Below are 24,276 nucleotides of genomic sequence, written 5' to 3'. Positions count from 1 at the left end.
CCGTGCGACAATGCCTGTATGAGCATTTCTTCACCCTCCCCCGCCCCTTGCCCGACAACTCCGAGCGACAACGACGTCGTAGCCCTGACACGCGCCTGGCTGGAGCAGGCCGTGATCGGCCTGAATCTCTGTCCATTTGCCAAGTCGGTCCATGTGAAGAATCAGGTCAGATACCACGTTAGCCGGCATCAGGATTGGGATGAACTTTCAGTTGATCTGGAACAAGAACTGAGCTTTCTCGCACAAGCCGACCCGGAACAGGTGGATACCACCCTCTTCATCATCCCGCTCGCATTAGCCGATTTTTACGAGTACAACGACTTCCTGGACTGGGCCGACCGTCTGCTGGAAAGACTGGAGCTGGACGGGCAATTGCAGATCGCCAGCTTCCATCCGGATTACCAGTTCGCCGATGCAGGACCGGACGATATCGAGAACTACAGCAATCGCTCGCCTTTTCCCATCCTCCATCTGTTGCGAGAAAGCAGCATCGACCGGGCCGTAGCCGCCTATCCCGATGCCGCCGCCATCTTTGAGAAAAACATGGCTACCTTGCGTAATCTGGGGTTAAGTGGCTGGAATTTGCTTCCATTTGTCGTATCAAAAGAACAACGCTAGCAAATGGGCAAAAAATCCTGTTAATATCTGTTACAAATTCGAAAATGAGTTTCTGCAACTATTGTGGAATAGAATTTTCTGACTGCATGAAAAATGTGCAATTATTTCTATATAGACATAGAATTATTGTTGTGCTGCTTCAGGCGCACTAGGTCAGAGAACAGAGAAACTTGAACCGTGTTGTTTTGAAGCCGTTCTTTGATAGGGCTTTCGATATCTTGCAGAAAAAGGCAACCCCTTCTCGGATAACGTCAGTCGCGTTTTGCAGTTTTACAAACAATTAATGCATAGGCGCAAAGCCTTCCACAAACATCTGCATAATGGAACGTCCCGATCATGAATACCCACGATACTGCTGAATCCAACTCGATCACCGATCACGTCAACTACGATCCCAACCATCTGCTCGATGCGCTGATCGAAAAGCTGCACCTGAAGAACGATGCCGCCCTCTCGCGCGCACTCGAAGTGGCGCCGCCGGTGATCAGCAAGATCCGTCACCGCCGCCTGCCGGTGGGCGCATCGCTGCTCATCCGCATGCACGAGGTAAGCGAACTGTCGATCCGCGAACTGCGCGAACTGATGGGCGACCGCCGTGAGAAATTCCGCATCAGCGACAAGCAGTTCAAGCCGAAGCCAGGTGCAGCACCGGGCGCACCGGCAGCCACTGGCGGTACGCCGGAGTAAGCTGGCCTTCCCGCGCAGCACTGCCAGCGGGTGGTGTTGCGCATGGCGAGGCTGACTTAGTTTCTGCGTGGCAAAAAATAAGTTTTCTTTGCGTCTGACCATATAAAAAAACGGAGCCCCTGGCTCCGTTTTTCGTTGCAGCTTGCGGTCGCACTGAGCGTCAGTGCGATCTTGCAGAGCTCACGCCGGGAACACACCGGTGGACAGATAGCGATCACCCCGGTCGCAGACGATGAAGACGATGGTCGCATTCTCCAGCTGATGCGACAGGCGCACCGCCACTTCACACGCCCCGGCGGCCGAGATGCCGCAGAACAGGCCTTCGGTCACGGCCAGCTTGCGGGCCATGTTTTCGGCATCGGCCTGGCTGACCGACTCTACCTGGTCCACGCGGGAGCGGTCGAAGATCTTGGGCAGGTAGGCTTCGGGCCACTTGCGGATACCAGGGATGGAGGAGCCCTCTTCCGGCTGCGCGCCCACGATCTGCACCTGGGCGTTCTGCTCCTTGAGGTATTGCGACACGCCCATGATGGTGCCGGTGGTGCCCATGGCGCTGACGAAGTGGGTGATGCTGCCCTTGGTATCACGCCAGATCTCGGGGCCGGTGGTCTCGTAGTGCGCCAGCGGATTGTCGGGATTGGCGAACTGGTCGAGGATCAAGCCTTCGCCGCTTTTCTGCATCTGCTCGGCCAGGTCGCGGGCGTATTCCATGCCGCCGCTCTTGGGGGTCAGCACGATCTTTGCGCCATAGGCCGCCATGCTCTGGCGACGTTCTTCGGAAAGATTTTCCGGCATCAGCAGCACCATCTTGTAGCCGCGCATGGCCGCCACCATCGCCAGGGCGATGCCGGTATTGCCGCTGGTAGCTTCGATGAGGGTGTCGCCCGGCTTGATCTGGCCGCGCGCTTCGGCACGGGTGATCATGGAGTAGGCAGCGCGGTCCTTGACCGAACCTGCCGGATTGTTGCCCTCGAGCTTGCCGAGGATGAGGTTGTTGCGGCGCTTGGCTTCTTCGCCGCCGATGCGCGGCAACTGGATCAGCGGGGTGTTGCCGATGGTGGATTCGATGGTCGGATAAGACATCTGCTTGGCTTCCTTGCGCAGCCGTGCGCGGGCACGGGGCGATCTTTGGTCGAAAGGGGCATTCTAATATGACTCCCGCGCATGTGCCGGCAGCGCGACCTAACAAGATGCTTATAAGGATATAGCCAAATCATTTAAAGCAATGTTGCCCTGTCTGCCCATCGACGATGCCCTACACTGTATCGGGCACGTCCCCATCACAACTCCAACAGGGCGTACTCATCGGCAAGCGGCTGCGCAACCATGGAGACGACATGCACACCCACGACATCTTCAACCAGGTCCCCGACCTGTGCGACTACAACCTCTACCACAGCGACCTTGCCCTCATCGAGGCAGTGCGCCGCGAAGGCGCGCACTGGCACGATGGCACGCTCTCCTGCCAGGGCGAACTGCTGGGCCGGGCCGAAATGAGCGCACTGGCCGCGCTGGCCAACACGCATACACCGGTGCTGCACACGCATGACCGCACCGGCCATCGCATCGACGTGGTGGAGTTCCATCCGGCCTGGCATACGCTGCTGGAGCAACTGCGCCGCGCCGGCCTGCATGCGCTGCCGTGGATGCAGCCGGGCGACGGCGCACATGCGGCACGGGCTGCGGGCTACTTCCTGCACGCCCAGGTCGAGGCCGGCTCGCTCTGCCCCACTACCATGACCTTCGCCGCCATCCCGGTCTTGCAGCAGGAGCCGGCCTTGTTCGCCCAATTGCAGGGCCGCCTGTTCTCGCGCGAGCACGATGCGCGCGACCTGCCGATGACGCAGAAGCGCTCCATCCTGATCGGCATGGGCATGACCGAAAAACAGGGCGGTTCCGACGTGCGCAGCAATGCCTCCATCGCCATGCCGGCCGATCCGCTCGATGGCGGGCGTGGCAGGGCTTACCTGCTCTCCGGTCACAAGTGGTTCTTCTCGGCGCCGATGTGCGATGCGCACCTGATGCTGGCCCGTACCGAGAATGGCCTGTCCTGTTTCTTCGTGCCGCGCTGGCTGCCCGATGGCACGCGCAATCCGGTCCTGATCCAGCGCCTCAAGGACAAGCTCGGCAATCGCTCCAACAGCAGCAGCGAAGTGGAGTTCGAAGAAGCCATGGGCATCATGGTCGGCGAAGACGGGCGCGGCATTCCCACCATCATCGAGATGGCCAATCACACGCGGCTGGATTGCGTCATCGGCAGCGCTGCCCTGATGCGCCAGGCGCTGGTGCAGGCCATCCACCATGCGCGCCACCGCAGCGCCTTCGGCCGCCGCCTGGCCGAGCAGCCCCTCATGCGCGCCGTGCTGGCCGACCTGGCGCTGGAAAGCGAGGCCGCCACCATGCTCATGCTGCGCCTGGCACATTCGTTCGATGCCCCCGATGATCCATTGCAGCGCGCCTGGAAACGCATCGTCACACCGGCCGCCAAGTTCTGGATCTGCAAGCGTGCGCTGGTCTTCACCGGCGAATGCATGGAAGTCTGGGGCGGCAACGGCTATGTGGAAAGCGGACCGATGGCGCGCCTGTACCGGGAAGCGCCGGTCAATTCGATCTGGGAAGGATCGGGCAACGTGATGTGCCTGGATGTGCTGCGGGCGATGAGCCGCGAGGCCGAAGGCTTTGCGCGGCTGTTGATGGAACTCGACGATGCCGCCAGCGCCCATCCGGCACTGGCACGACAGGTGCGCGCGCTCAAACAGTCGCTGGCTGCACCGGAAGAAGAACGTGAAACCTGCGCGCGCCGGCTGGTGCAGCAACTGGTGCTGGCCTTGCAGGGCATGCTGATGCTGCGCCACGCCCCCAGGGAATCGGCCGAGGCCTTCCTCGCCAGCCGCAGCGATGGCGATGGTGCGCGCGTCTACGGCACTCTGGATAGCACTACTGTGGGCGCGCAGCAGGCCATTCTGGAGCGCGCCTGGCCGGTGGCGTGAACAGCAAGATCAGCCAGGCAGCGAGGGCATCAGCGGGCTGCGGCTGGCCCAGGCCACGAAGAGCTTGCCACGGCGCGTGCGCACGCGGCGCTTCTTCATGGCCGAATACACCAGCTCGGCCAGCGTGCGCTGTTCGGCCGGGCTCATGGTCAGCGACATGCGATACATGCGCAGCAGCATCAGGGCATTGTTCATGAAGGCCGTGTCGGCCGCATCGCTGCGCGCCAACGCGGCCATCTGCGCGGCCAGCGTCAGCGTCTGCGTGCCCTCGGCAACGGCGGCTTGCGCCGGCTGGCGCAGCAGGTAAGGGTCCTGCAGCGCGATGCGTTCCAGCACCATGCGGTAGGACGCTTCCACCGCGCTGGCTTCGCCCGCGGTTTCGCCCATGCCCACCCCGGCCAGGCCCGCCAGCAATTTTTCCAGCGCGCTGAAACTGACAGCGTGGCCACTGAGTTCGCCATCGCGCCAGCCACCGCCGGCAGGATCCAGGAGCCAGGCCAGGAAACCGTGATCGAGCCGCGTCAGGCTGGCCGCGCGGCTGGCCAGCAGGCGCCGCGCAATCGTGGCTTCCTCGCTGCTCATGCGTGCCGCATGGGACAGCACCTCCTCGACTGCTTCCATGCTGCCCGCACGGGCTGCGCCAGCGCCCTGGCCTGCCAGGAGCCCAGCCGAACCGGCACGGGCGCGGCGATAGGCGGCCAGGTCGCGGGCCAGTGCATCGACTTCGTCGAGCGCCATCTCGTGGGCTTGCGCGTAATCGTAAGCTTCGGCCAACAGGCGCCGGTCGCCATAGGCGAGGAAGTCGCGCGCGCTGGTGCCGGCGGCCGCGCGGCGCACCGGTGCCGGCTCATCCTCCCGCCGCCCCACGCCAAAGACCCGCTGCAGCAGCATCAGGTAAGCGCTGTCCTGGGCCGCGTGCGCGCTGTTGTTGACCTGGAGCAGATCGGCCAGGCGCGGTGCGGCGGCGATCAGTTCGGCCAGCGAGGGTCCCAGGCGCGGCAGCATCAGGCCACGGATCACGCCACCGGCCAGCGCCAGCGGACCCAGCGGCAGCACCAGGGTTTCCAGCATGCGCGCCAGGTCCATCTGTTGCTGCGGCGGCAGCGCGCTGGGGGAAGACGGCGACTGCAACTGGTAGAGATCCAGGTATTGCTGCAGCAGTTGCGCGTAGTTGTCCGGATAGGCGGTCTGCTCCAATGCAGACAAGCTGGCGTAGAACACCAGCGCGGCCGTGATGACCGGCTTCCAGTCACCGCTCTCCAGGGCGCGCTGGAACACCGGTGCCCAGAACTTCTGGTCCAGTTCGGTGCGCTGGTTGGCCGCCGCGTAGCGCTCATTGACGGTGTAGGAGCCGCTCTCGTCGTAGATGATGGCCGAGAGCTCGGCGCGCGACTTGTATGCAAACGGATTGTCCGCACGTCCATACAAGGACTCGGTCGCCTGGCGTGCCTGGCGCAGCCGCTGGGGATCGTTGGAGGGTGGCACTTCGGCGTCGGCTGCAGCGATGGCGTCGCTGCCACGGCGTGCGGCCACCAGGCGGGCTTCGATGGCGAAGAGCGTGGCGCGCGTGACGGGACTGGCCGCATCGCCCACCACCCTGGCGACCGCCTGCACGGTAGCCGCCTGCGCCGCTTCGGTGGAATCCACTGCGGCCGTGGTGACCTTGTCCACCGCCGTAGCCAGCGCGGCCATCAGCTTGCCCTGTGCCGACAGCGACAGCGTCACGCCCTCGTCCGGCACGGTGGCCGCCGGCGGCGCAGGCATGCTCAATGCTGCGGGCGCAGCCTCATTGCGCGGCAGGTTTTGCTGCGCCAGCTGCGCGAGCGCTTCGCGGGCGGTGATGACCAGATCGGTTTCCATTGCCATGTTCACTCTCCTGGTTCGGAGTTCTCATGACTTGGTTACGGTAGAAGATCGACAATCTTTACACTTGAAAACCGGCAACAGCCAGGCGGGACGCGGCGTCTCGGTCGATCAGCCGGTCTGCCCCGGCGGCTCCGCGAAGGGCAGGTTCTCCTCGCCCTGCCCTTCGGCGCGCATGCCGAACGTATTGAGGGTCATGGCCACCAGCGCGTAATAGCCCAGCAAGCCAACCAGGTTCACCACCACCTGCAAGCCGAACATCGCGCAGGCTTGCGCATAGGTGGCATCGCTGACCCGCTTGTCGCGGTAGAGCTCGCTGGCGAAGCGCCAGACCACGGCCTCATCCTCGGCCACGAACTGCGGTGACTGGCCCAGCCGGATCTGCTCGGCCAGCGCCGGATCGATGCCGGCCTCGATGGCGATGGGCAGATGGATGAACCACTCCGCCTGGGATTGCCAGCAGGCGGCGGTAGTGAGGATGGCCAGTTCCGACAAGCGCAACGGCAGGCCGGTGTCATAGCGGCAGAACGCGCCCAGGCGCTGGGCCAGTTCGCCCAGCGGCGGGCTGTGGATCCACGCCACGAAAGGTCCGTTGAGATTCTTGCGCGGGCCGGCCAGGATGGCATCGAGCATCGCGGTCTGGTCAGGGCGCATGGCCTCGCGGCTGATCGCGGGCAGGCGTTGGGGAGTAGTCATGCAGGCTCCATGGAAGGCGAACGAATCCGCCAGTGTGCCCGGATTTGTCCGCCTCTGCCGGGCTTGCCGGGGTGGTGGTTCAGGATTTCTCCGATGCCGGCGGCCGCGGCATTGCCCTACAGTAGGCGCCAGACAGGAGAATCCCATGGTCAAAACCTATGCCGTCATCGCCCTGCTGGCTTCGCTGCTGGCACTACAGGCCACCCGCAGCGAGCGGGCCGTGGCCGCCAATGCCGGTGCGCTGGACATTTCAGTGGTGGTGGCCGAGAAATGCCGCGTCGATTTCTCCGAAGGCAGTGCCGACTTTTTCCAGGTCTGCTCGGTCGGCGAAGGTGCCGCAAATGAGCGCGCCCTGCAGATCCTGGGCGCGGCCACGGCGCTGGCGCCGGAGGACGACCCCTACTTCCTGGACCGCGATGCGCAACGTCCCGGGCGCGTGGCCAGCGCAGCTGCAAACCAGCCGGTACCGGCGGCGTCCGCCAACCGGCGCGGACCCAAGGTAGTGGTCATCCATTATTGAACGGCCAGCGTGATGCGGCGCTTGTCCTGGCGCGGGTGGTAGTGATTGGGCGAGCTGCGCAGGGCCTTGCGGAACATGTTGGAAAACGCACTCTGGCTGCGATAGCCCAGTGCCTGCGCCACCACGCCCACGGCGTCGCCGCGCGCCAGCCGCACCAGCGCTTCGCTCAGATGCACCTGCTGCACCCAGTGGCGAAACTGCAAACCCGTTTCCTTCGGAAAGAGCCGGATCACGGTGCGCACGCTGGCCCCGCCCATGCCCGCCTAGTCGGCCAGCGAGAACTGCCGCCCCGGATCCTCCAGGATGGCTTCGCAGATGGCCTGCAGGCGGCGGTCGCGCGGCCACGGGATCGCCACCGGAATGGCGGGCGCACGGGCCAGCTCCGACAGGATCAGTTCGGCCACATGGCCGGCCCGGCTCTGCGCCGGATACTCGCGCGGCTCGGCCAGCAGCGCCAGGATCAGTTCGCGCAGCAGCACCGACACTTCCAGCAGGCGGCATTGCGCACCCAGTTCGCGGCCCTGGGCCTCATCGATGTAGAGCGTGCGCATGCTCACGCGCGTGAGCATCAGGATCTCGTGTTCCACCTGGGGCGGCACCCACAGCGCCCGCAGCGGCGGCACCAGCCACACGCCCTGCGGGGTGCGCACCTGCATGACGCCCTCCACCGCATAGAGCAGCTGGCCGCGCCGGTGCGAGTGGGCGGTGAGCAAGTCGCGCGCCGACAGCTCGCGGGCAAAGGCCACCACGCTGCTGGGCAGGTGCTGGAAGCCATCCACTTCGGCACTGGGGCAGACGGAGGTCAGGTGGGCACGCATGGCATTTAATCGACAACAAGTGTCATCATCATGAATAGGTGCCAATGATACGCTTCGGGTCTTCCTCGTGCTTGCCCTCTTCACACCATGACCAGTGCCACCGACTCCAATGCAGACCTGCCTTCCGGCGCAGCTGTCTCCACCGATTCTCCTGCGGCCATCGCCGCCCAGCCGCTGGTGATGAGCATCATCCTGGCCTGCGGCGGCGCGCACCTGATCAATGACATGATCCAGGCGCTGCTGCCCTCGATCTATCCCATGCTCAAGACCGGCTATGGCCTCACCTTTACCCAGGTCGGGCTGATCACGCTGACCTTCCAGGTCACGGCCTCCCTGCTGCAGCCCTGGATCGGCATGTATACCGACCGCCATCCCCAGCCCTGGCTGCTGCCTACCGGTGCCGTGGCGACTTTGGTCGGCATCGTGCTGCTGGCGCTGGCGGGCAGCTTCGGCGCCTTCCTGCTGGCCGCTGCCCTGATCGGCATCGGCTCGTCCACCTTCCACCCGGAAGCCTCGCGCATCGCCCGCATGGCCTCGGGCGGGCGCTTCGGCCTGGCGCAATCGACCTTCCAGGTCGGCGGCAATGCCGGTTCGGCCTTCGGTCCCTTGCTGGCGGCGGCCATCGTGGTGCCGTATGGCCAGGGCAACGTGGCCTGGTTCGTGCTGCTGTCGGTGCTGGCCATCGTGGTGCTGTCGCGGGTGTCGGCCTGGTATCGCGGCCATCTCGCGGCCACCAAGGGCAAAGGCAAACCGCGCGCGGCCCACGCGCTGCCGGCGGCCACCGTGCGCCGCGCGCTGGTGGTGCTGGCGCTGCTGGTGTTTTCCAAATACTTTTACATGGCCAGCTTCACCAGTTACTTCACCTTCTACCTGATCGAACGATTCCAGATGTCGGTGGCTTCCTCGCAGCTGTATCTGTTCCTGTTCCTGGGGGCGGTGGCGGTGGGCACCTTCGTGGGCGGCCCGATTGGCGACCGCATCGGCCGCAAGCTGGTGATCTGGATCTCGATCCTGGGCGCCGCCCCCTTCGCCCTGATGCTGCCGCACGCCAACCTGTTCTGGACGGCCGTGCTGTCGGTGGTGATCGGGCTGGTGATCTCCTCGGCCTTCGCCGCCATCGTGGTCTACGCCCAGGAGCTGGTGCCGGGCAAGGTGGGCATGATTGCGGGGGTGTTCTTCGGCCTCATGTTCGGTTTCGGGGGCATCGGGGCTGCCCTGCTGGGGCACCTGGCCGACCTCTACGGCATCGCCTGGGTCTATGGGCTGTGCGCCTTCCTGCCGCTGGCGGGGGTGCTGACGGTGCTGCTGCCGGATGTGCGCGAGCGCTGATACGCAGACAGTCCCCGACTGCGCCAGACGTCAAAAGAAAAACCGCGCTGACTGCAAAGCCAGCGCGGTTTTTCCATCAAGAGACTTCGTTGGCGAATCGTCCCTCAGTGCGAATCACTGCCGGGCAGTATCGCGCAAGCGGAACAAGGCCACCACTTCGGCCAGACGCGCCGCCTGCTCCTGCAGTTGCTGCGCCCCGGCGGCAGCCTCTTCGACCAGCGCGGCGTTCTGCTGGGTGGCCTGGTCCATGTGGGCCACGGCGTCGTTGGTCTGCTGGATGCCCTGGCTCTGTTCGCGGCTGGCCGAGGTGATCTCGGCGACCACGTCGCTGACCTTGCGCACGCTCTCCACGACGCTGCGGATGGTGCTGCCGGCTTCGCTGACGGTCTGCTCACCGGCACGCACCTGCTCCACCGAATCGCTGATCAGGACCTTGATTTCCTTGGCGGCCGTGGCCGAGCGCTGGGCCAGCGAGCGCACTTCGGAGGCCACCACCGCAAAGCCGCGTCCCTGCTCGCCGGCACGGGCCGCTTCCACGGCCGCATTCAGCGCCAGGATGTTGGTCTGGAATGCGATGCCGTCGATCACGCTGATGATGTCCACGATCTTCTGCGAGGAGGCATTGATGGCGCTCATGGTCTGCACCACCTGCTCCACCATGGCACCGCCACGGCCGGCGATCTCGGAGGCCGACTGCGAGAGTTCGTTGGCTTGGTGGGCGTTGTCGGCGTTGTGGCGCACGCTGGAGGTCAGCTGCTCCATGGCGGCGGCGGTCTGTTCCAGCGAGCTGGCCTGCGATTCGGTGCGCTGCGAGAGGTCCATGTTGCCGCTGGCGATGTCGCGCGTGGCGGCGTGGATGGTGTGGCTGGCTTCGCGGATGTCGAGCATGACGTGCTCGACCTTGTCCACGAAGCGATTGAAGGCGGCACTGATGCGGCCCAGCTCATCGGTACTGCCGTGGGTATCGAGGCGGCGCGTCAGGTCGCCGTCGCCGTCGGCGATTTCTTCCAGCGCCCGCTGCACCACCGACAGCCGGCGCAGCACCCGCGAGATCAGCGCACCCAGCACCAGTGCCGCCAGAATGGTCACCACCACCGCCATGACGCCGGAGCTGGCCAGCATGGCCGTCAGCGAGGCCAGCGCATCGGCGCGGTCCACCGCCACCACCAGCAGCCAGTCGGTACCGGCCACGCGGGCCGCAAAGAGCATCTGCTTGCGGCCGTCCAGCGCCAGTTCCTGATGGCTGTTGGCGGCCATGGCAGCGGCCAGGGATTGCGGCGTGATGGCCGCATCCAGATCCGACAAGGGCTTCAGGCGCAGCTTGTCATTCGGATGGGCGATGATCTTGCCGCCCAGGTCGACCAGGAAGGCATAGCTGTTGGGGGTGGGCTTGATGGCCACTACATCGGCCACCACACTGTCGAGCAGCACGTCGGCTGCGGCTACGGCGGTGACCTGGCCGTCCTTGGTGATGGCTTCGGCAAAGGTCACCAGCAGCTTGCCGGTACTGGCGCTGGTGTAGGGGGCGGTCAGCACCGGCCCCTTGCTGGAAGAAGCCAGCTGGTACCACGGACGCTTGGTCGGATCGTAGTCCGGCGCGCGGTTGCGCTGCTGGGAGAACACGGCGTGCTTGTCGGCATAGCCGATGTAGGCCAGGTCGAAGCCGCCGGCGGTCTCGGCCGCTTTCACGAACGGCAGCGGCTCGGCGGCATCGGCCGCCTGCTTGATGGAGGAGACCACCAGTTTCCTGGCATCAGCCCATTCGGCAATGGCCGAAGCCTGGCTCTGCGCCAGCTGGGCCATCTGGCCGTCCAGTACGCTCATGGTGCGCGAGCGTGCCGTGATGAAGTTGGTCAGGACAATGGCCAGCATGGCCAGCACGACGATGCCGGCACAGAGGGCAATGAGTCGGGTACGCAGGGAAGAAGAAGTCATGATGTGGTGATCTGGAAAACTGTGGATGATCAAGCAGGCGCCCTCGCCGGCACGCAGCCTGGCTGCGGTCGGACCTGAGGGCAGAATGGAATGTTGTTATGACCCCGGTTTGGCCGGAGTGCGGGGAATGGGCCCGTTCATCATCACGAGCCAGGCCGCTGCCGTGGCTCGTCCCGTTTCTGATGTGACCGGACGCCATGCTCGGATCGTTCCCCCGTTGTAGTCACGCAATCCGAATGCATGCAAGCGTAACAGCGGGCGGCACGGGAATTTCAACAATTCGCGCGGTTCCCGGCAAAGCGGGATGAAGTGATGCGCGCATGCCACGTTGCCATGCGACAACTTGACTCCCGGCGGGCCGCCAGGATTGCGCTGTAATTTTCTTCCGATTTAAGTCTGGCTTAATTTTCGGGGCCTACAGTGGCCACATCGGGATCTCCTCTTTCCCCTTGTCCGCTGCGACGACATCCGGCGGATCTTTCAGCCCGTCCACTCCCCCGGACGGGCTTTTTTTCGTGCGCTGCCGGGGCCGCTTCAAGCCGGCTCAGGCACGCCAGGCAGGCTGGCTGCGGCGAAGGCCTGGTACAGTTCGCGCATTTCGGGCGGACAAGCTTGGCCAGTGCTTTCGAGTGCGACCAGCTCGCGCAGGTCCCGGCGCAAGACCTTGCCCGAGCGCGTGCGCGGCAAGGCTTGCGCCAGCACGATGCGGCGCGGCCTGGCCCAGGCGCCGATAGCGGCGACCACTGCATCTCCCAGCCGATGCTCCAGCAGGCTGCGCTGGTAGCCGGTATCGGGGCGCGGCACCACCACGGCCACCGGCACCTGTCCGCGCAGCGGATGCGGTATGCCGAAGACGGCGACCTCGGCCACGGCATCATCGGCCAGCAGGATCTCTTCCACTTCGCGCGTGCCCAGCCGCTTGCCTGCCACGTTGATGACATCGTCGGCGCGCCCCAGCACCCGCAGATGGCCCTGCGCATCGGCCACGGCGAGATCGAAGGTGGCATAGCGCCACTGGCCTGAGGGCGAAGACGGCTGGGCCTGTTGCGGCAACTGGCTCCAGTAGGTGCGCAGAAACTGCTCATCGCGCTGCCACAGCGTGGTCAGACAGCCCGGCGGCAAGACACCGGCAGCCATCAGCAAGCCCTTGCTGCCCGGCGCACAGCTTGCGCCGCTGTGCTCGTCGCGCACTTCGAGACGGTAGCCCGCCGTCGCCAGGCCCGGCGAGCCGCGCTGGCGGCGCAAGGGCGTGCGGCCATCGAGGTCGGTCAAGGGCAGGCCGATGACGGGGGACCCGGTCTCGGTCTGCCAGTAGTGATCGATGACGGGCTTGCCCAATGCGTCTTCCAGCCAGGCCGCAGTGGGTTCGTCCAGCGGTTCGCCGGCCAGGAACAAACAACGCAGCGCCGAGAGGTCGGCCATGCGGAAAGCCCGGCGTCCGCCCCGCTTGAGCAGGCGCATGGCCGTGGCCGAGGACAGCATCAGGTTCACCCGGTATTTTTCGGCCAGGCGCCACCAGGCGCTGGCATCGGGGCGCATCGGCGAACCTTCGTAAAGCACCGTGCACATCCCCGTCAGCAGGGGCGCGTAGACGCCATAGCTGTGCCCCACCACCCAGCCCAGGTCGGAGGTGGTGAACATGGTCTGCCCCGGCTGCCCCTGGAACAACAGGGCCATCGAGGTCGCCAAAGCCACCGCATGGCCACCGGTGTCACGCTGCACGCCCTTGGGCTGGCCAGTGGTCCCGGAGGTGTAGAGCAGGTAGCTGGGCTCGCCGGACTCCAGCCACACGCAGGGCAGGTCGGCGTCCTGGTATTGCGTGCGCAAGGCGTGATAGTCATGGTCACGCTGCGGCACGGGGGTCCAGGGCAGCAGGCCGCGATCAACCACCAGCACCGGGCAAGTGCAGCCGGCGATGTCCATGGCCTGATCGACCCAGGCCTTGTAGCGGACCGCCACGCCATTCTGGAAGCCGGCATCGGCACACACCACCAGCGCTGGCGCCGCATCGGCAATGCGCGCGGCCAGGCTGGCCGGTGCGAAGCCGCCGAAGACTACCGAATGCACTGCCCCGATGCGGGCGCAGGCCAGCATGGCGATGGCGGCCTCGGCCATCATGGGCAGGTAGACCAGCACGCGGTCGCCGCGCTGCACGCCACGTGCGCGCAGGATGGCGGCCATGATGCTGACCTCCCGGTGCAGTTGCTGATAGCTCAGCACGCGCTCCTGCCCGGTCTCCTGCGATACGCACACCAACGCCGCCTGCTCGCCACGCTCTGCCAGATGGCGGTCCACGGCGTTGTAGCACAGGTTGGTCAGCCCGCCTGCAAACCAGCGGGCAAACGGCGCACGGCGATCGTCGAGGACCTGGTCGAAGTCGCGCTGCCAGTGGATGCGACTGGCCTGCATGCGCCAGAAGGCCTGCGGGTCCTGCCGCGAGAAGGCCATGAGCCGGCCATAGGCGGAGGACCCGGCCTCCACCGGCAAGGGCTGCGGTGCGGGATGCATGGGTGCCTCCGGCGATCAGGCGGCCTGCGACAGCGCCGGTTGCCCGGCCTGCGCACGCAGCGCCGTGATGTGGTCGAACAGGTAGCGCGCGTCGCGGTCGATGCCCGAGAAGCGGCCCGAGCCCCAGGTGTACTGCCACGGCAAACCGAGGAAATACAAGCCCGGTGCGGCAGTCACGCCACGCTCATGTCCCGGATAGCCACGGCCATCGAAGATGGGCTCGGCGATCCAGCTGAAATCGGTACGGAACCCGATGCACCACACCACCGCCGAGACGCCCCGTGCGCGCAGGTCCAGGGTGCGCACTTCCTCGGCAGGGGGCTGCCAGACCGGCACATAGCGCGCCTCCGTCGGGGCCTCGATCTGTTGGGCGGCGATGAACTTGTCGATGCTGTCCTTGATGCTTTCGGAGACCGCATCGGCTTCATCGAGATAGCCCTTGAGGCCGGCACCGAAGCGGACCACCTCGCCGTCGAGGCTGTCGAACTTGCCGTAGAGCTGCATGCCTTCCAGGGCGAACTTGCGCAGGTCGATGTCGCGTCCGCCATCGCGGCCGGTCACGTAGTGGTTGGTCTTCTCGCGCACGCCCGTGCCCAGCGGATGCTGGTCCACCGGCAGGTCGTAGTACTTCATCTTGTCCAGCCACTCCACCACATCCTTGCCGCGATAGGTACGCGCCACACGCGGCGCCTCGCCCACGCCCAGGTGCACGCGCCGTCCGGCCAGGTGCAGGTCTTCGGCAATCTGGCAACCGGACTGGCCGGTACCGACCACCAGCACCTCGCCCTCAGGCAGCGACTGCGCATTGACGTACTGGCTGGAATGGATCTGCACGATATCGGCCGGCAGGCGCTCGGCCGCGCGGGGCACCACCGGGATGTGGTAGCCGCCGACGGCCACCACCACCTGGTCGGCGGTGTAGTCGCCATCGCTGGCGGTGATGTGCCAGCCCTCACCCGTGCGCCAGAGTTTCTCCACCGTCACGCCTTCGCGCACCGGTGGCTGGAAGCTGGCCACGAAGCCATCGAGGTAAGCCACGATCTCGTCCTTCTTCATGAAACCGTAGGGGTCGTCGCCGCGATAGGGATAGCCGGGCAGGTTGCATTGCCAGTTGGGTGTGACCAGACAGAAAGTGTCCCAGCGCTCGTTGCGCCAGGCATGGCCGACCTGGTGTTTTTCCAGCACCAGGTGATCGATGCCGGCCTGTTTCAGGTACCAGCTGATGGACAGGCCGGCCTGTCCGCCGCCGATGATGATGACGCTGTGGTGGCGCGCTGCGCCGGAAGATGGGGTAGCCATGATGTTCCTCTTGTGATGTCGTGTTGATGGAGAGTCAGTGAGATGCCGCTCAGGGCGTAAAGGATTCGACCCGGACCACAGGATCGGGGCTGGCCTCGAAGCGGGCGGCCAGCTCCTCGATCCGGCGCAGCTGATCCAGGGCGGACGAACAGGCGAACCCGTATTTCTCGCGCACCCGCTCGCTGCCGATGTTGAGCGCGGTTGCGCTGCGCTGGACGAACTCGGCCAGCGGGTAGCTGCGACCGGCCTCCAGATGTTCCTTCACCACCAGCGACGGGGAATAGCAATCGGTGACGGTGTCGTCCGGCCAGCGGACGCGAAAGTGCATTTCAGGCATGGTGTTCCTCTTGGAATGACGCTGCCCACGCAGGGCAGCTGATGAAATCTGTATACAGGCCCGCATGCCGCTGTGCCGAGCGCTGCCAAGCGAAGCGCGCGCACACTTCCCGGCCCGCCGCCATCAAACCTGGCCGCGCCGACGGGTCCAGTGCGTGGGCGATGCCGGCGGCGATCGAGGCCGGATCGCAGGGATCGACCCACGCGCAACAGTCGCCATCGAGATATTCAGTAAAGGGCGCGATGCGCGAGACCACCACCGACACGCCGCTGGCCATGGCCTCCAGCACCACCAGCCCGAACCCTTCCTTGAGGGAGGGAAAGACCAGCGCATCGGCGCAGCGGAACAGGGACGGCATGTCCGCGTCCTCCACCTGGCCCAGGATGCGCACGGCGTCGGCCGGCAAGCCGGCGCTCTCCAGTTCGGCCCGGAAGGCCTGCTGGTAGTGCGCGTGATCGAGGACGCTGGCGCCACCGGCGATGATCAGTTGCGCCTGCGGATAGACGCGGCGCAGACGCACGAAAGCCTGCAGGATGCCCAGCGTGTTCTTGCGTGGTTCGACGCCGCCCACGGCCAGCAACAGCGGTGCGCCGGTGAGGCCCAAGGCATGCCGCAAGGCTTGATCGCGGGGCGCCGGCTCAGGCGTATAGCGCTGCATGTCGACCCCGTTGGAGACCAGCGTGGCCCGCACGCCATGCTCGCGCAACAGGATGTCCTGCCAGGTCCGGCTCACGCACAGCACCAGGTCGGCCTCACGGTAGCCGCGTTCCTGCCAGGCGTGCAGGCGTGCATCGTCGAACTGGTCGAGATGATGCACGGTGCGCACATAGCCACCGATTACACCGCGCTCGGCCAGGGTGGCCAGCGCGTTGGCGCTGATGGAATCCTGCGCATGGCAGATATCGAAGCGCCCCATGTCACGCTGTTCGAAGCAGCGCAGGTAATCGTCGATGCGCTGGCGCACCATGCCGGCCACATCGCCGCACTGCACGGGTCCCGGCACTGGCTGGAAATGGCAGGCTGCCGGCCGGAACAAACCCTTGCCGCGTGCATCGGGGGCAAACAGGGTGACGTCGTGGCCCAGGGCTTGCAGGCTCTCGGCCAGTTGCAGGGCGTGTACCACGCCGCCACGCGGATTGACGGAGTGGGTCAGCATGGCGATGCGCAGTGGTGAGGGTAGTACGTCCATTTACAACTCCCGGCGCGGACCGCAACCGATCAGCGCTTCCTCGGCCAGGTTCCAGAAGGGCAGCCGCTGCCCCTGCATGCACAGGTCGAGCTGGCCGCTGTCATCGATGCGTCCGATGGAGGCAGCCGCGATGTCGCGCGAGGCAAAGCGGGACAGCACTTCCTGCAAGTCATCGTCTGCCACGCTGAGCAAAAAACCATAGCTGGGGAAGGCACCCAGCCAGCGCAGGAAATCGGCCTCCGGCGGACGCGGCACGGCATCCAGGTCGATCACCGCGCCCTTGCCGGAACACTCCAGCAGCATCAAGGCGGTGCCGATCACGCCGGCCATGCTGATGTCCTTGGCCGCCCGTACCAGGCCTGCCTCGGCCAGCCCGGGCAGCACTTCGAGGTCGGCGCGCAAGCGCTCGGCGGGCGCACCGGTGCTGGCGTTCCAGTAGGCATAGGGTTCCTGGAAGCGCCCGCGCAGGTCGATGGTCGCCACCAGGTGTTCGCCACTGCGGGCATCGAAACTGGTCAGCAACCGCTTGGCCCGGCCGATAATGGAGACCGACAATTGCTCGCGGTCATTGCGGCGATTGCTGTGTCCGCCCACTACCGGCACGCCGTAGACGCGGGCGCCCTCGGCCAGGCCCTCAAGAATGGGGCGGGCCGCCTCGCCGCCACGGCTCCACAGCGCATCGACCACCGCCAGGGGACGGCCGCCCATGGCATAGATGTCGCTGACGTTGACCATCACGCCGCAGTAGCCGGCAAACCAGGGTTGCTGCTCCACGAACTCGTTGATGAACCCTTCGATGGCAAACAGCAGGTAGCCGTCGCCATCGGGAATGGCCGCACAGTCGTCGCCCACGTCCAGGGTATGGCCCTGGTGCCGGGTCGCGGCCGCCATCGGCAAGGCCTGCATCACCGCGCCGATATCGCGCTTGTGGGCGATGCCGCGCGAGTTGCGCAAGGCCTCGACGATCTGCGCCAGTGCAGGTCCGCCGTGGCGCGCATTCATGGCTTGCGCTCCTGGCGGCCACCCACGATGAAACCGACGTCGCCATCGCTGATGGGCGGATAGAAGGACAGGTCGGCCTGCATCTGGTGATGCGGCAGCCCATGCACTTCGATCTCGGCCAGGGTGTGCCAGTGCAGGCGCCGGAACAGCGGGGCATTCTGGCTCTGCACCTGGGCCAGGAAGGTATGGCAGCCATGCGCGTGGGCGGTGGAGACAGCCAGCTTGATGAGGCCGCTGCCGACCGAGCCGATGCGGCGCGCATGCTGCGCCACGGCCAGCCGGGAACCGTGCCACACGCCTGGCGAAGATTCGTGGATACGCACCGTTCCTACGATTTCCCGCCAACCATCGGCGCGCTCGAGAACGGCCACGATGGGCATGGCGATGCTGTCGATGGCATCGGTGTCGTCCTCCTGGAAAACGCCCTGCTCGGTGCAGAAGACGGCGCGGCGCAGGCGGCGCGCTTCTTCGCGTTCCGATTTGTCCAGCGCCAGCTTGATGCGCACGGTGTGCGGCAGGACCTCAGGTGCCACGGAAATTTTTTCAGCCACGTCGCTCATGTCATTTCCTTTCGAACGAAGACAGCGAGGAACACGCACCGCACTTGCCGCAGCCGGCCTTGGCATCGCCCGATCGCATGCCGGCGTTCTCCAGCATGCCGGCCAGGGGCGCGAGCAGGCGGCGCATCGATGCGGCATCGGGAGAAGGATGATCTTCCAGCGGCGTGCCCGAGATCGGTACGAAAGGCACCACGAAGGGATACACGCCCAGCGCGATGAGCTGCTCGCTCATGGTGAGGATGGCCTCGTCGCTGTCGCCCAGGCCGGCCAGGATGTAGGTGCTGACCTGTCCGCGTCCGAACACCTCGACGGCCGCGGCGAAGGCTTCCATATAGCGCTCCACGGGCACGGTGGCCTTGCCGGGCATGATGCGCTTGCGCACTTCGGGCGTAACCGCTTCGAGGTGCATGCCCAGGGTATCGATGCCGGCGTCGGTCATGCGGCGGAACCAGGCATTGTCGTCCGGCGGTTCGCACTGGCCCTGGATCGGCAGGTTCACCGCCGACTTCACGCCGAAGGCGCTTTCGCACAGCAGTTGCGCGCCGCGATCGGTGGCATTGGGGGTGCCGGTGGTCATGACCATGTGCTTGACGCCATCGAGCAGCACCGCCGCACGCGCCACCTCGCCGAGTTGCTCGGGCGTCTTGCGCAGGATGGTGCGGCCGGCCGCCAGCGACTGGCCGATGGCGCAGAACTGGCAGGACTTGCGGCGGCTCTCGTAACGGATGCAGCTCTGCAGGATTGTGGTGGCCAGCACATCGGCACCATGCAGCGTGGCGATCTTGCCGTAAGGGATGCCATCGAAGGTCTGCATCTTGTAGAAGCGCGGCTGGTGCGGGAACGACACCACGCCCACCTCCACGCCATCGCGCAGGATGCGCGAAGCGCCGTCGGCGCCGGGCTGGGTGGCCACATAGGGCGAGGACCAGGCCCCGGCCGTATGCACCGGGATCATCACGGTGTGCCCGTCGACGGTCACCGCCTTGTGGTCCGACGGCCCTGCCCCGCCCCGGCGGCTCTGTGCGCCGGCTGCGGGATCGTCAAGACGCAGCCCCAAGGACTGCAGTTCCGAGATCAATTCCATGGGAGCCTTGCGGCTCGGACGCTGGGGGTGCAACTGGATGACGGCTGTCTGCATGATGGGGCCTCGTGGAGGAGTGAGTGACAGGAGCAGGCTGTTCGGCCGCGAACAGCGAAGACATGGGAGAAGTGCGGCGATCATCGATCACCAGGTGCAGCAGTTCCGGGCGCGCATAGTGACCCACTGAATCCATCATGCGCTTGCGCTTGGTGACCAGTTCCATGTCCAGGTCGGCCACCAGGATGCCTTCGCCGCTGCGCAGGGGTTCGGCCAGCAGCTTGCCTTCGGGCGAGACGATGGCGGTACAGCAGCCACCGCGCAGCGCCTTCTGCGCCTTCGGGTCGGGCTCGATGGCAGCGATCTGTTCATCGGTGAGCCAGCCGGTGGCATTGATGACGAAGCAGCCCGATTCCAGTGCGTGATGGCGGATGGTCACCTCCATCTGGTCGGCAAAGATCTGCCCCACCATGGAACCGGGAAACTGTGCGCAGTGGATTTCCTCGTGCTGCGCCATGAGGCTGTAGCGCGCCAGCGGGTTGTAGTGTTCCCAGCAGGCCAGCGCCCCCAGGCGACCCACGGCGGTGGGCACCACCTTCAGGCCGCTGGCATCGCCCTGGCCCCAGATCATGCGTTCGTGATAAGTCGGCGTGATCTTGCGGCGCTTCAATACCAGCGTGCCGTCGGCATCGAAGACCAGCTGCGTGTTGTAGAGCGTGCCGTGATCGCGCTCGTTCACGCCCAGCACCACCACCGTGCCGTGCGCGCGTGCGGCCTCTGATACCGCCTGGGTTACGGGACCGGGCACCGTCACGGCCCGCTCATAGAGCAGCAGGTGTTCCGGGCCCGAAGCGAAGGGCGGCCTCACGAACGAGAAGTACGGATAGTAAGGAACGAAGGTTTCCGGAAACACGACCAGTTGCGCACCTTGCGCAGCGGCCTGTGCAATGGCCTGGCAGACCTTGGCCACGGTGCCGTATTCGCTGTCGAGGTCGGGCGCGATCTGTACCGCCGCCGCCCGTACCGTTCTCTTGTGATTGCTCATGGGGCCGCCCTTCCGCTTACAGGGTCCAGGTGTCGAGGATGAAGGCGTTGTCGCGACGATGCAGCAGCACCAGGTCCAGCACGTCCAGCGGATTGATGGGGCGGATGCCCGGGATCAGCGAGGGCTCGCCGTGGCCGTACAGGGCCTGCAGGGCGAAGCGGCAGGCATAGACCTTGCCGCCTTCTTCCATGAACTTGACGATCTGCTTGTTGAAGTTCTGGTGACCGGGGAAAGCCTCATCGCCCAGCGTCGGGAAACCGCGCTGCACGCCCAGCGTCACACCGGGACCGTAGAGCAGGATGGAGGTCTCGAAGCCCTTGCGCTTCAGGCGCGTGGCCTGCAGCAGGTTGACGAAACCGATCGAGCCTTCGAAGGCCACCGTATGGAAGGTCACCAGCGCTTTTTCTCCCGGCTGGGCTTTGACGTCTTCGAATACCTTCTCTTCATAATCCACCAGGAAATCGCCGGGGGCGTGGGCTGCTTTGGTGACTGCGGGCATGGTGATACTCCTCTCGATTGCTGTTGGTCTGCACTTGGGGAAGTGGTCCGGCGACCTCGCCGCGACGCTGGCATTGAATGCATCAGGCGTGCCACCAGCACCCCGTCAATGTGCGAATTGACTGCATAAAAATCCCGTCAATCGCAGCGCTTCGATGCAGACCCCAGCACCTGCGCGGCTTGCCGAATCGTCACCGGCGAAGCGCTTTTTGCGGGCCGTGAAGCAATCCATTCAATCGCTCCATACAATCCGCAAACGCCGCGCAAACCCGCTTGCACCCTGGCGCAGCGCCGTGTCTTGAGTTGGTGCGCGGGCACTGCGGGCAATGTTGCAAGACGGTGCAATCGCATGGCCGCTTCAGCCTGATTGGATGGAATGCAAATTGCATTCAATGAGGCTTTTCGATGCAGTCAATGTTGAACGCCGGAAACGAGGAAGCCGCCATGTCCAAGAACAGCACCCTGTGGATCCCCAAATTGAAGAAGGGCAGCGGACCGCTCTACCTGGCCATTGCCAATGCGATCGCCGAGGATGTCGCCACCGGCCACCTGCAGCCCGAACAGCGCCTGCCGCCGCAACGCAAGCTGGCCGAGTTGCTGGACCTGGACTTCACCACGGTGGCGCGCGCCTATACGGAAGCCCATCGGCGCGGCCTGGTGGATTCGGTGGTGGGACGCGGCACCTTCGTCTGCGGCAAGCGCCGTCCGCGCATTCCGCGCGTGACCGAAGGACGGCCCAATGTGGACATGTCGATGAACATGCCGCCCGAACCGGAGTCGCCGGAGCTGATGGAGTTGATGCAGTCGGGATGGAACAAGGTCAACGGCCGCCTGCGCGACCTGATGCGCTATCAGGACTTCGGTGGATCGCCGGAGGATCGCGAAGCCGGTGCGCTCTGGCTGCGCCGGCGCGCGCTGCTGGTGGAACCGGAACGGGTACTGGTCACACCGGGCGCGCAATGTGCGCTGCTGGCCATCCTCACCATGCTGGTCGGGCCGGGCGGCGTGCTCTGCTGCGAGGACGTGACCTATCCCGGCCTGCGGGCGCTGGCCGGGCATCTCAACATCAAGCTGGTCGGCTTGCCGATGGACAATGAAGGCATCGATGCCGTGGCCTTCGCAGGCGCCTGCGCGCAATACGCGCCCAAGGCGCTGTATTGCAATCCCACGCTGCTCAATCCGACCACCTGCACGACCTCCGTCTCGCGGCGCCAGGCGCTGGTGGAAATCGCCCGCCACTACGAGGTCGCCATCATCGAGGACGATGCCTACGGCTTCCTGCCGCGCAATGCGCCACCGGCCATCGCCAGCCTGGGCAGCGAGCTGACCTACTACGTCACGGGCCTGGCCAAGACGGTGGGCGCTGGCTTGCGCATCGCCTACATGGTGGCGCCGGACGTGGCCTCCGCCGCACGCCTGACCGCTGCCCTGCGCGCAACCACGGTCATGGCCTCGCCGCTCACCTCGACCCTGGCCACGCACTGGATCCGCGACGGCGTGGCCGACCTGGCGCTGGCCAATATCCGCAAGGAGTCGATGGCCCGCCAGAAGATCGCCGCCCGTATCCTGCCCGAGAACAGCTATGCCTCCGAAGCGGAAGCTTTCCACCTGTGGCTGAAGCTGCCCGGCGGCTGGCAGGCCAGCAGCTTTTCCGCCCAGATGCGCAGCAATGGCGTGGCCGTGGTGGGGGTGGACGCCTTTTCAGTCACGGCCGCCCCGGTGCAGGCAGTGCGCGTGTGCATCGGTGGCATCGCCAGCCGCAGCGACATCCAGCATGCCCTGGGACTGATCCGCAGCACCCTGGCCGAGCAGCCGCTGATGAAACCGGCCGTGGTCTGATGTGTCCGGTCGCGGGCAACGGTGGTGCGCGGGAAGCCCGCAACGGCGGGCCATTGCCAGGATGGCAATAATCAGAAACGTTCACATATGCTCATGCATATGAGATGATTAACGACAAGCAATCCTGTCCGCGTACCCTCGGCGCTCCACCGCCTGCGTACGGGAGCGCCATGCCAACCCGTTCCCCGGTGCGCCGGAAAGATGTACGAGAAATGTTGAAAAAAATTAAAACGGAGGATCTGGTCCTCGGGATGTATTTCTGCGGCTTCGAAGCGGCCTGGCTGGACCATCCGTTCTGGAAGAACAAGTTCCTGCTCAAGAATGAGGCCGACCTGAAGCAGGCGCATGCCAGCGGTATCGCCCATTGCTGGATCGATCCGGAACGCGGACTGGATGTGGCCGAAGCGGCCGATCAAGGGGAGCCGCCCGAGGACAGCGCCCCCGCGCTAGCCGAGCCGGCCCACGAACTGCCGCCGGGTCCGGACATCGATACCACCCTGCTGGAAGCCGAAGCCCTGCGCGAGAACGCCAAGAAGGCGACCAAGGCCATGTTCAGCGAAGCCCGGCTGGGCAAGGCGCTGGACGTGGAGCGCTGCGTGACGGTGGTGGAGGAAATTGCCGGCGCCGTCCTGCAAAGCCCCAATGGCACGCTCAGCGTGCTGCGCCTGAAGTTGGCCGATGAATATACTTACCTGCACTCGGTGGCGGTCTGTGCCTTGATGGTGGCCCTGGGCCGCACCCTGGGCCTGGACGAGAAGGCCTGCCGCGAAGCCGGCCTGGGCGGCTTCCTGCACGACGTGGGCAAGGCCTTCCTGCCGCATGAACTGCTCAACAAGCCCGGCAAGCTGACCGAGGAAGAATTCACCCAGATCAAGAAGCATCCCGAACTGGGCTACAAATACCTGAGCCAGGACCCCAACGTGCCCGATTACGCGCGCGATGTCTGCCTGCACCATCACGAGAAGATGGACGGCCAGGGCTATCCGGAACTGCTGCGCAGCGGCCAGATCAGCCTGTATGCGCGCATGGCGGCGATCTGCGACGTCTATGACGCCCTGACCTCGGACCGCCCCTACAAGCGTGCCTGGGATCCGGCCGAGGCCATTTCCACCATGGCCTCCTGGACCGGCCACTTCGACCGCGCCATGTTCCTGGCCTTCGTCAAGACGCTGGGAATCTATCCGGTGGGCTCCATCGTCAAGCTGGAATCGGGCCGCTCCGGCTTCGTGATCCGCCAGAATGCGCAGGACCTCACGCGCCCGGTACTGAAGGTGTTCCGCTACAACGACGACATGGAAATGAGCGACACCGAGATCCTCGACCTGATGGCCACGCCCGAGGCCGATACTATCGTCGCCCGCGGCGGCGAGGAATGGGCACGCCTGAGCCATCTCGACACCATGCAGATGCTCAGCACCGGCTCGCCGACCTGATGCATGCTGGCGGCGCAGCGATGCGCCGCCGC

General features: G+C 65.4%; 20 protein-coding genes and 1 pseudogene. 7 read left to right on the top strand and 14 right to left on the bottom strand.

The annotated features are described in order from the left end of the window. The first annotated feature begins 18 nt into the window (after positions 1–18). On the top strand, positions 19–618 hold the full coding sequence (locus ACLRDN_RS04365) for a DUF1415 domain-containing protein (RefSeq protein ID WP_413459119.1): 600 nt from the start codon (positions 19–21) through the stop codon (positions 616–618). Positions 619–954: 336 nt separating this feature from the next. Then, on the top strand, positions 955–1,305 hold the full coding sequence (locus ACLRDN_RS04360; RefSeq protein ID WP_413459118.1) for a hypothetical protein: 351 nt from the start codon (positions 955–957) through the stop codon (positions 1,303–1,305). 180 nt (positions 1,306–1,485) lie between these two features. Here the strand turns inward: ACLRDN_RS04360 and cysM are convergent, their stop codons facing one another. Continuing rightward, a complete protein-coding gene (gene cysM, locus ACLRDN_RS04355; RefSeq protein WP_413459117.1) occupies positions 1,486–2,388 on the bottom strand; it encodes a cysteine synthase CysM in 903 nt (300 codons plus the stop codon). A gap of 254 nt (positions 2,389–2,642) precedes the next feature. Between cysM and ACLRDN_RS04350 the strand changes: the two genes are divergently transcribed. After that, complete coding sequence (locus tag ACLRDN_RS04350; protein ID WP_413459116.1) at positions 2,643–4,295, top strand: isovaleryl-CoA dehydrogenase; 1,653 nt, start codon at positions 2,643–2,645, stop codon at positions 4,293–4,295. Positions 4,296–4,304: 9 nt separating this feature from the next. Here ACLRDN_RS04350 and ACLRDN_RS04345 read toward each other — a convergent pair whose 3' ends face one another. Next, positions 4,305–6,161: a hypothetical protein gene (locus ACLRDN_RS04345; protein ID WP_413459115.1), complete on the bottom strand. Its 1,857-nt coding sequence runs from the start codon at positions 6,159–6,161 to the stop codon at positions 4,305–4,307. Between the two features lie 108 nt (positions 6,162–6,269). Continuing rightward, positions 6,270–6,854 (bottom strand): carboxymuconolactone decarboxylase family protein, encoded by a 585-nt coding sequence (locus ACLRDN_RS04340; protein ID WP_413459114.1) that lies wholly within the window; start codon positions 6,852–6,854, stop codon positions 6,270–6,272. 145 nt (positions 6,855–6,999) lie between these two features. Between ACLRDN_RS04340 and ACLRDN_RS04335 the strand changes: the two genes are divergently transcribed. Next, entirely contained in the window at positions 7,000–7,374 is a 375-nt protein-coding gene (locus ACLRDN_RS04335) for a hypothetical protein (protein WP_413459113.1), read from the top strand. On the opposite strand, the pseudogene ACLRDN_RS04330 reads toward ACLRDN_RS04335, so the two are convergent. Beyond that, positions 7,368–8,192: pseudogene (locus tag ACLRDN_RS04330) on the bottom strand (AraC family transcriptional regulator). The gene ACLRDN_RS04335 and the pseudogene ACLRDN_RS04330 sit on opposite strands and share 7 nt — an antisense overlap. A gap of 87 nt (positions 8,193–8,279) precedes the next feature. Here ACLRDN_RS04330 and ACLRDN_RS04325 point away from each other — a divergent pair. Beyond that, positions 8,280–9,521, top strand: a complete 1,242-nt coding sequence (locus ACLRDN_RS04325) for an MFS transporter (RefSeq protein ID WP_413459112.1) — start codon at positions 8,280–8,282, stop codon at positions 9,519–9,521. A gap of 114 nt (positions 9,522–9,635) precedes the next feature. Here ACLRDN_RS04325 and ACLRDN_RS04320 read toward each other — a convergent pair whose 3' ends face one another. The 10 genes from ACLRDN_RS04320 to ACLRDN_RS04275 form a co-directional block, all read right to left on the bottom strand. Next, a complete protein-coding gene (locus tag ACLRDN_RS04320; protein WP_413459111.1) occupies positions 9,636–11,456 on the bottom strand; it encodes a methyl-accepting chemotaxis protein in 1,821 nt (606 codons plus the stop codon). 534 nt (positions 11,457–11,990) lie between these two features. Beyond that, the gene (locus ACLRDN_RS04315; protein ID WP_413459110.1) at positions 11,991–13,964 is read right to left on the bottom strand and encodes an AMP-binding protein; all 1,974 of its coding nucleotides are present in this window, start codon (positions 13,962–13,964) and stop codon (positions 11,991–11,993) included. 15 nt (positions 13,965–13,979) lie between these two features. Continuing rightward, positions 13,980–15,263 carry an MSMEG_0569 family flavin-dependent oxidoreductase gene (locus ACLRDN_RS04310; RefSeq protein ID WP_413459109.1) on the bottom strand — a complete coding sequence of 428 codons (1,284 nt, stop codon included), beginning with the start codon at positions 15,261–15,263 and terminating at the stop codon, positions 13,980–13,982. Between the two features lie 49 nt (positions 15,264–15,312). Then, on the bottom strand, positions 15,313–15,600 hold the full coding sequence (locus tag ACLRDN_RS04305) for an MSMEG_0570 family nitrogen starvation response protein (RefSeq protein ID WP_088754762.1): 288 nt from the start codon (positions 15,598–15,600) through the stop codon (positions 15,313–15,315). Continuing rightward, positions 15,593–16,789 (bottom strand): MSMEG_0565 family glycosyltransferase, encoded by a 1,197-nt coding sequence (locus tag ACLRDN_RS04300; protein WP_413459108.1) that lies wholly within the window; start codon positions 16,787–16,789, stop codon positions 15,593–15,595. The genes ACLRDN_RS04305 and ACLRDN_RS04300 overlap by 8 nt, the downstream gene beginning before the upstream one ends. Next, positions 16,790–17,791, bottom strand: coding sequence for a sll0787 family AIR synthase-like protein (locus tag ACLRDN_RS04295; RefSeq protein WP_413459107.1), 1,002 nt, complete (start codon positions 17,789–17,791; stop codon positions 16,790–16,792). Next, a complete protein-coding gene (locus ACLRDN_RS04290; protein ID WP_413459106.1) occupies positions 17,788–18,351 on the bottom strand; it encodes an MSMEG_0567/Sll0786 family nitrogen starvation N-acetyltransferase in 564 nt (187 codons plus the stop codon). The genes ACLRDN_RS04295 and ACLRDN_RS04290 overlap by 4 nt, the downstream gene beginning before the upstream one ends. A gap of 1 nt (position 18,352) precedes the next feature. Continuing rightward, positions 18,353–19,435 carry an MSMEG_0568 family radical SAM protein gene (locus ACLRDN_RS04285; protein ID WP_413460340.1) on the bottom strand — a complete coding sequence of 361 codons (1,083 nt, stop codon included), beginning with the start codon at positions 19,433–19,435 and terminating at the stop codon, positions 18,353–18,355. Further along, entirely contained in the window at positions 19,392–20,474 is a 1,083-nt protein-coding gene (locus ACLRDN_RS04280) for a Nit6803 family nitrilase (protein ID WP_413459105.1), read from the bottom strand. Before ACLRDN_RS04280 ends, ACLRDN_RS04285 begins: the two co-directional genes overlap by 44 nt. A gap of 16 nt (positions 20,475–20,490) precedes the next feature. After that, a complete protein-coding gene (locus ACLRDN_RS04275; protein WP_006463016.1) occupies positions 20,491–20,973 on the bottom strand; it encodes an MSMEG_0572/Sll0783 family nitrogen starvation response protein in 483 nt (160 codons plus the stop codon). A 443-nt stretch (positions 20,974–21,416) separates the two neighbouring features. Here ACLRDN_RS04275 and ACLRDN_RS04270 point away from each other — a divergent pair, with 443 nt between their 5' ends. Together ACLRDN_RS04270 and ACLRDN_RS04265 are read left to right on the top strand one after the other, a co-directional pair. Continuing rightward, positions 21,417–22,811, top strand: a complete 1,395-nt coding sequence (locus ACLRDN_RS04270) for a PLP-dependent aminotransferase family protein (protein WP_413459104.1) — start codon at positions 21,417–21,419, stop codon at positions 22,809–22,811. Positions 22,812–23,023: 212 nt separating this feature from the next. Further along, positions 23,024–24,244 (top strand): HD-GYP domain-containing protein, encoded by a 1,221-nt coding sequence (locus tag ACLRDN_RS04265; RefSeq protein WP_413459103.1) that lies wholly within the window; start codon positions 23,024–23,026, stop codon positions 24,242–24,244. Positions 24,245–24,276 lie beyond the last annotated feature (32 nt).

The sequence above is a fragment of the Herbaspirillum huttiense genome (assembly GCF_047300815.1).
Taxonomy (GTDB): domain Bacteria; phylum Pseudomonadota; class Gammaproteobacteria; order Burkholderiales; family Burkholderiaceae_D; genus Herbaspirillum; species Herbaspirillum huttiense_A.
This window is presented reverse-complemented; position numbering and strand designations above follow the sequence as displayed.

Coding starts and splice junctions, on each gene's coding strand:
- ACLRDN_RS04365 (WP_413459119.1), top strand. CDS start 19: ATGAGCATTTCTTCACCCTCCCCCGCCCCTTGCCCGACAACTCCGAGC.
- ACLRDN_RS04360 (WP_413459118.1), top strand. CDS start 955: ATGAATACCCACGATACTGCTGAATCCAACTCGATCACCGATCACGTC.
- cysM (WP_413459117.1), bottom strand. CDS start 2,388: ATGTCTTATCCGACCATCGAATCCACCATCGGCAACACCCCGCTGATC.
- ACLRDN_RS04350 (WP_413459116.1), top strand. CDS start 2,643: ATGCACACCCACGACATCTTCAACCAGGTCCCCGACCTGTGCGACTAC.
- ACLRDN_RS04345 (WP_413459115.1), bottom strand. CDS start 6,161: ATGGCAATGGAAACCGATCTGGTCATCACCGCCCGCGAAGCGCTCGCG.
- ACLRDN_RS04340 (WP_413459114.1), bottom strand. CDS start 6,854: ATGACTACTCCCCAACGCCTGCCCGCGATCAGCCGCGAGGCCATGCGC.
- ACLRDN_RS04335 (WP_413459113.1), top strand. CDS start 7,000: ATGGTCAAAACCTATGCCGTCATCGCCCTGCTGGCTTCGCTGCTGGCA.
- ACLRDN_RS04325 (WP_413459112.1), top strand. CDS start 8,280: ATGACCAGTGCCACCGACTCCAATGCAGACCTGCCTTCCGGCGCAGCT.
- ACLRDN_RS04320 (WP_413459111.1), bottom strand. CDS start 11,456: ATGACTTCTTCTTCCCTGCGTACCCGACTCATTGCCCTCTGTGCCGGC.
- ACLRDN_RS04315 (WP_413459110.1), bottom strand. CDS start 13,964: ATGCATCCCGCACCGCAGCCCTTGCCGGTGGAGGCCGGGTCCTCCGCC.
- ACLRDN_RS04310 (WP_413459109.1), bottom strand. CDS start 15,263: ATGGCTACCCCATCTTCCGGCGCAGCGCGCCACCACAGCGTCATCATC.
- ACLRDN_RS04305 (WP_088754762.1), bottom strand. CDS start 15,600: ATGCCTGAAATGCACTTTCGCGTCCGCTGGCCGGACGACACCGTCACC.
- ACLRDN_RS04300 (WP_413459108.1), bottom strand. CDS start 16,789: ATGGACGTACTACCCTCACCACTGCGCATCGCCATGCTGACCCACTCC.
- ACLRDN_RS04295 (WP_413459107.1), bottom strand. CDS start 17,791: ATGAATGCGCGCCACGGCGGACCTGCACTGGCGCAGATCGTCGAGGCC.
- ACLRDN_RS04290 (WP_413459106.1), bottom strand. CDS start 18,351: ATGAGCGACGTGGCTGAAAAAATTTCCGTGGCACCTGAGGTCCTGCCG.
- ACLRDN_RS04285 (WP_413460340.1), bottom strand. CDS start 19,435: ATGGAATTGATCTCGGAACTGCAGTCCTTGGGGCTGCGTCTTGACGAT.
- ACLRDN_RS04280 (WP_413459105.1), bottom strand. CDS start 20,474: ATGAGCAATCACAAGAGAACGGTACGGGCGGCGGCGGTACAGATCGCG.
- ACLRDN_RS04275 (WP_006463016.1), bottom strand. CDS start 20,973: ATGCCCGCAGTCACCAAAGCAGCCCACGCCCCCGGCGATTTCCTGGTG.
- ACLRDN_RS04270 (WP_413459104.1), top strand. CDS start 21,417: ATGTCCAAGAACAGCACCCTGTGGATCCCCAAATTGAAGAAGGGCAGC.
- ACLRDN_RS04265 (WP_413459103.1), top strand. CDS start 23,024: ATGTTGAAAAAAATTAAAACGGAGGATCTGGTCCTCGGGATGTATTTC.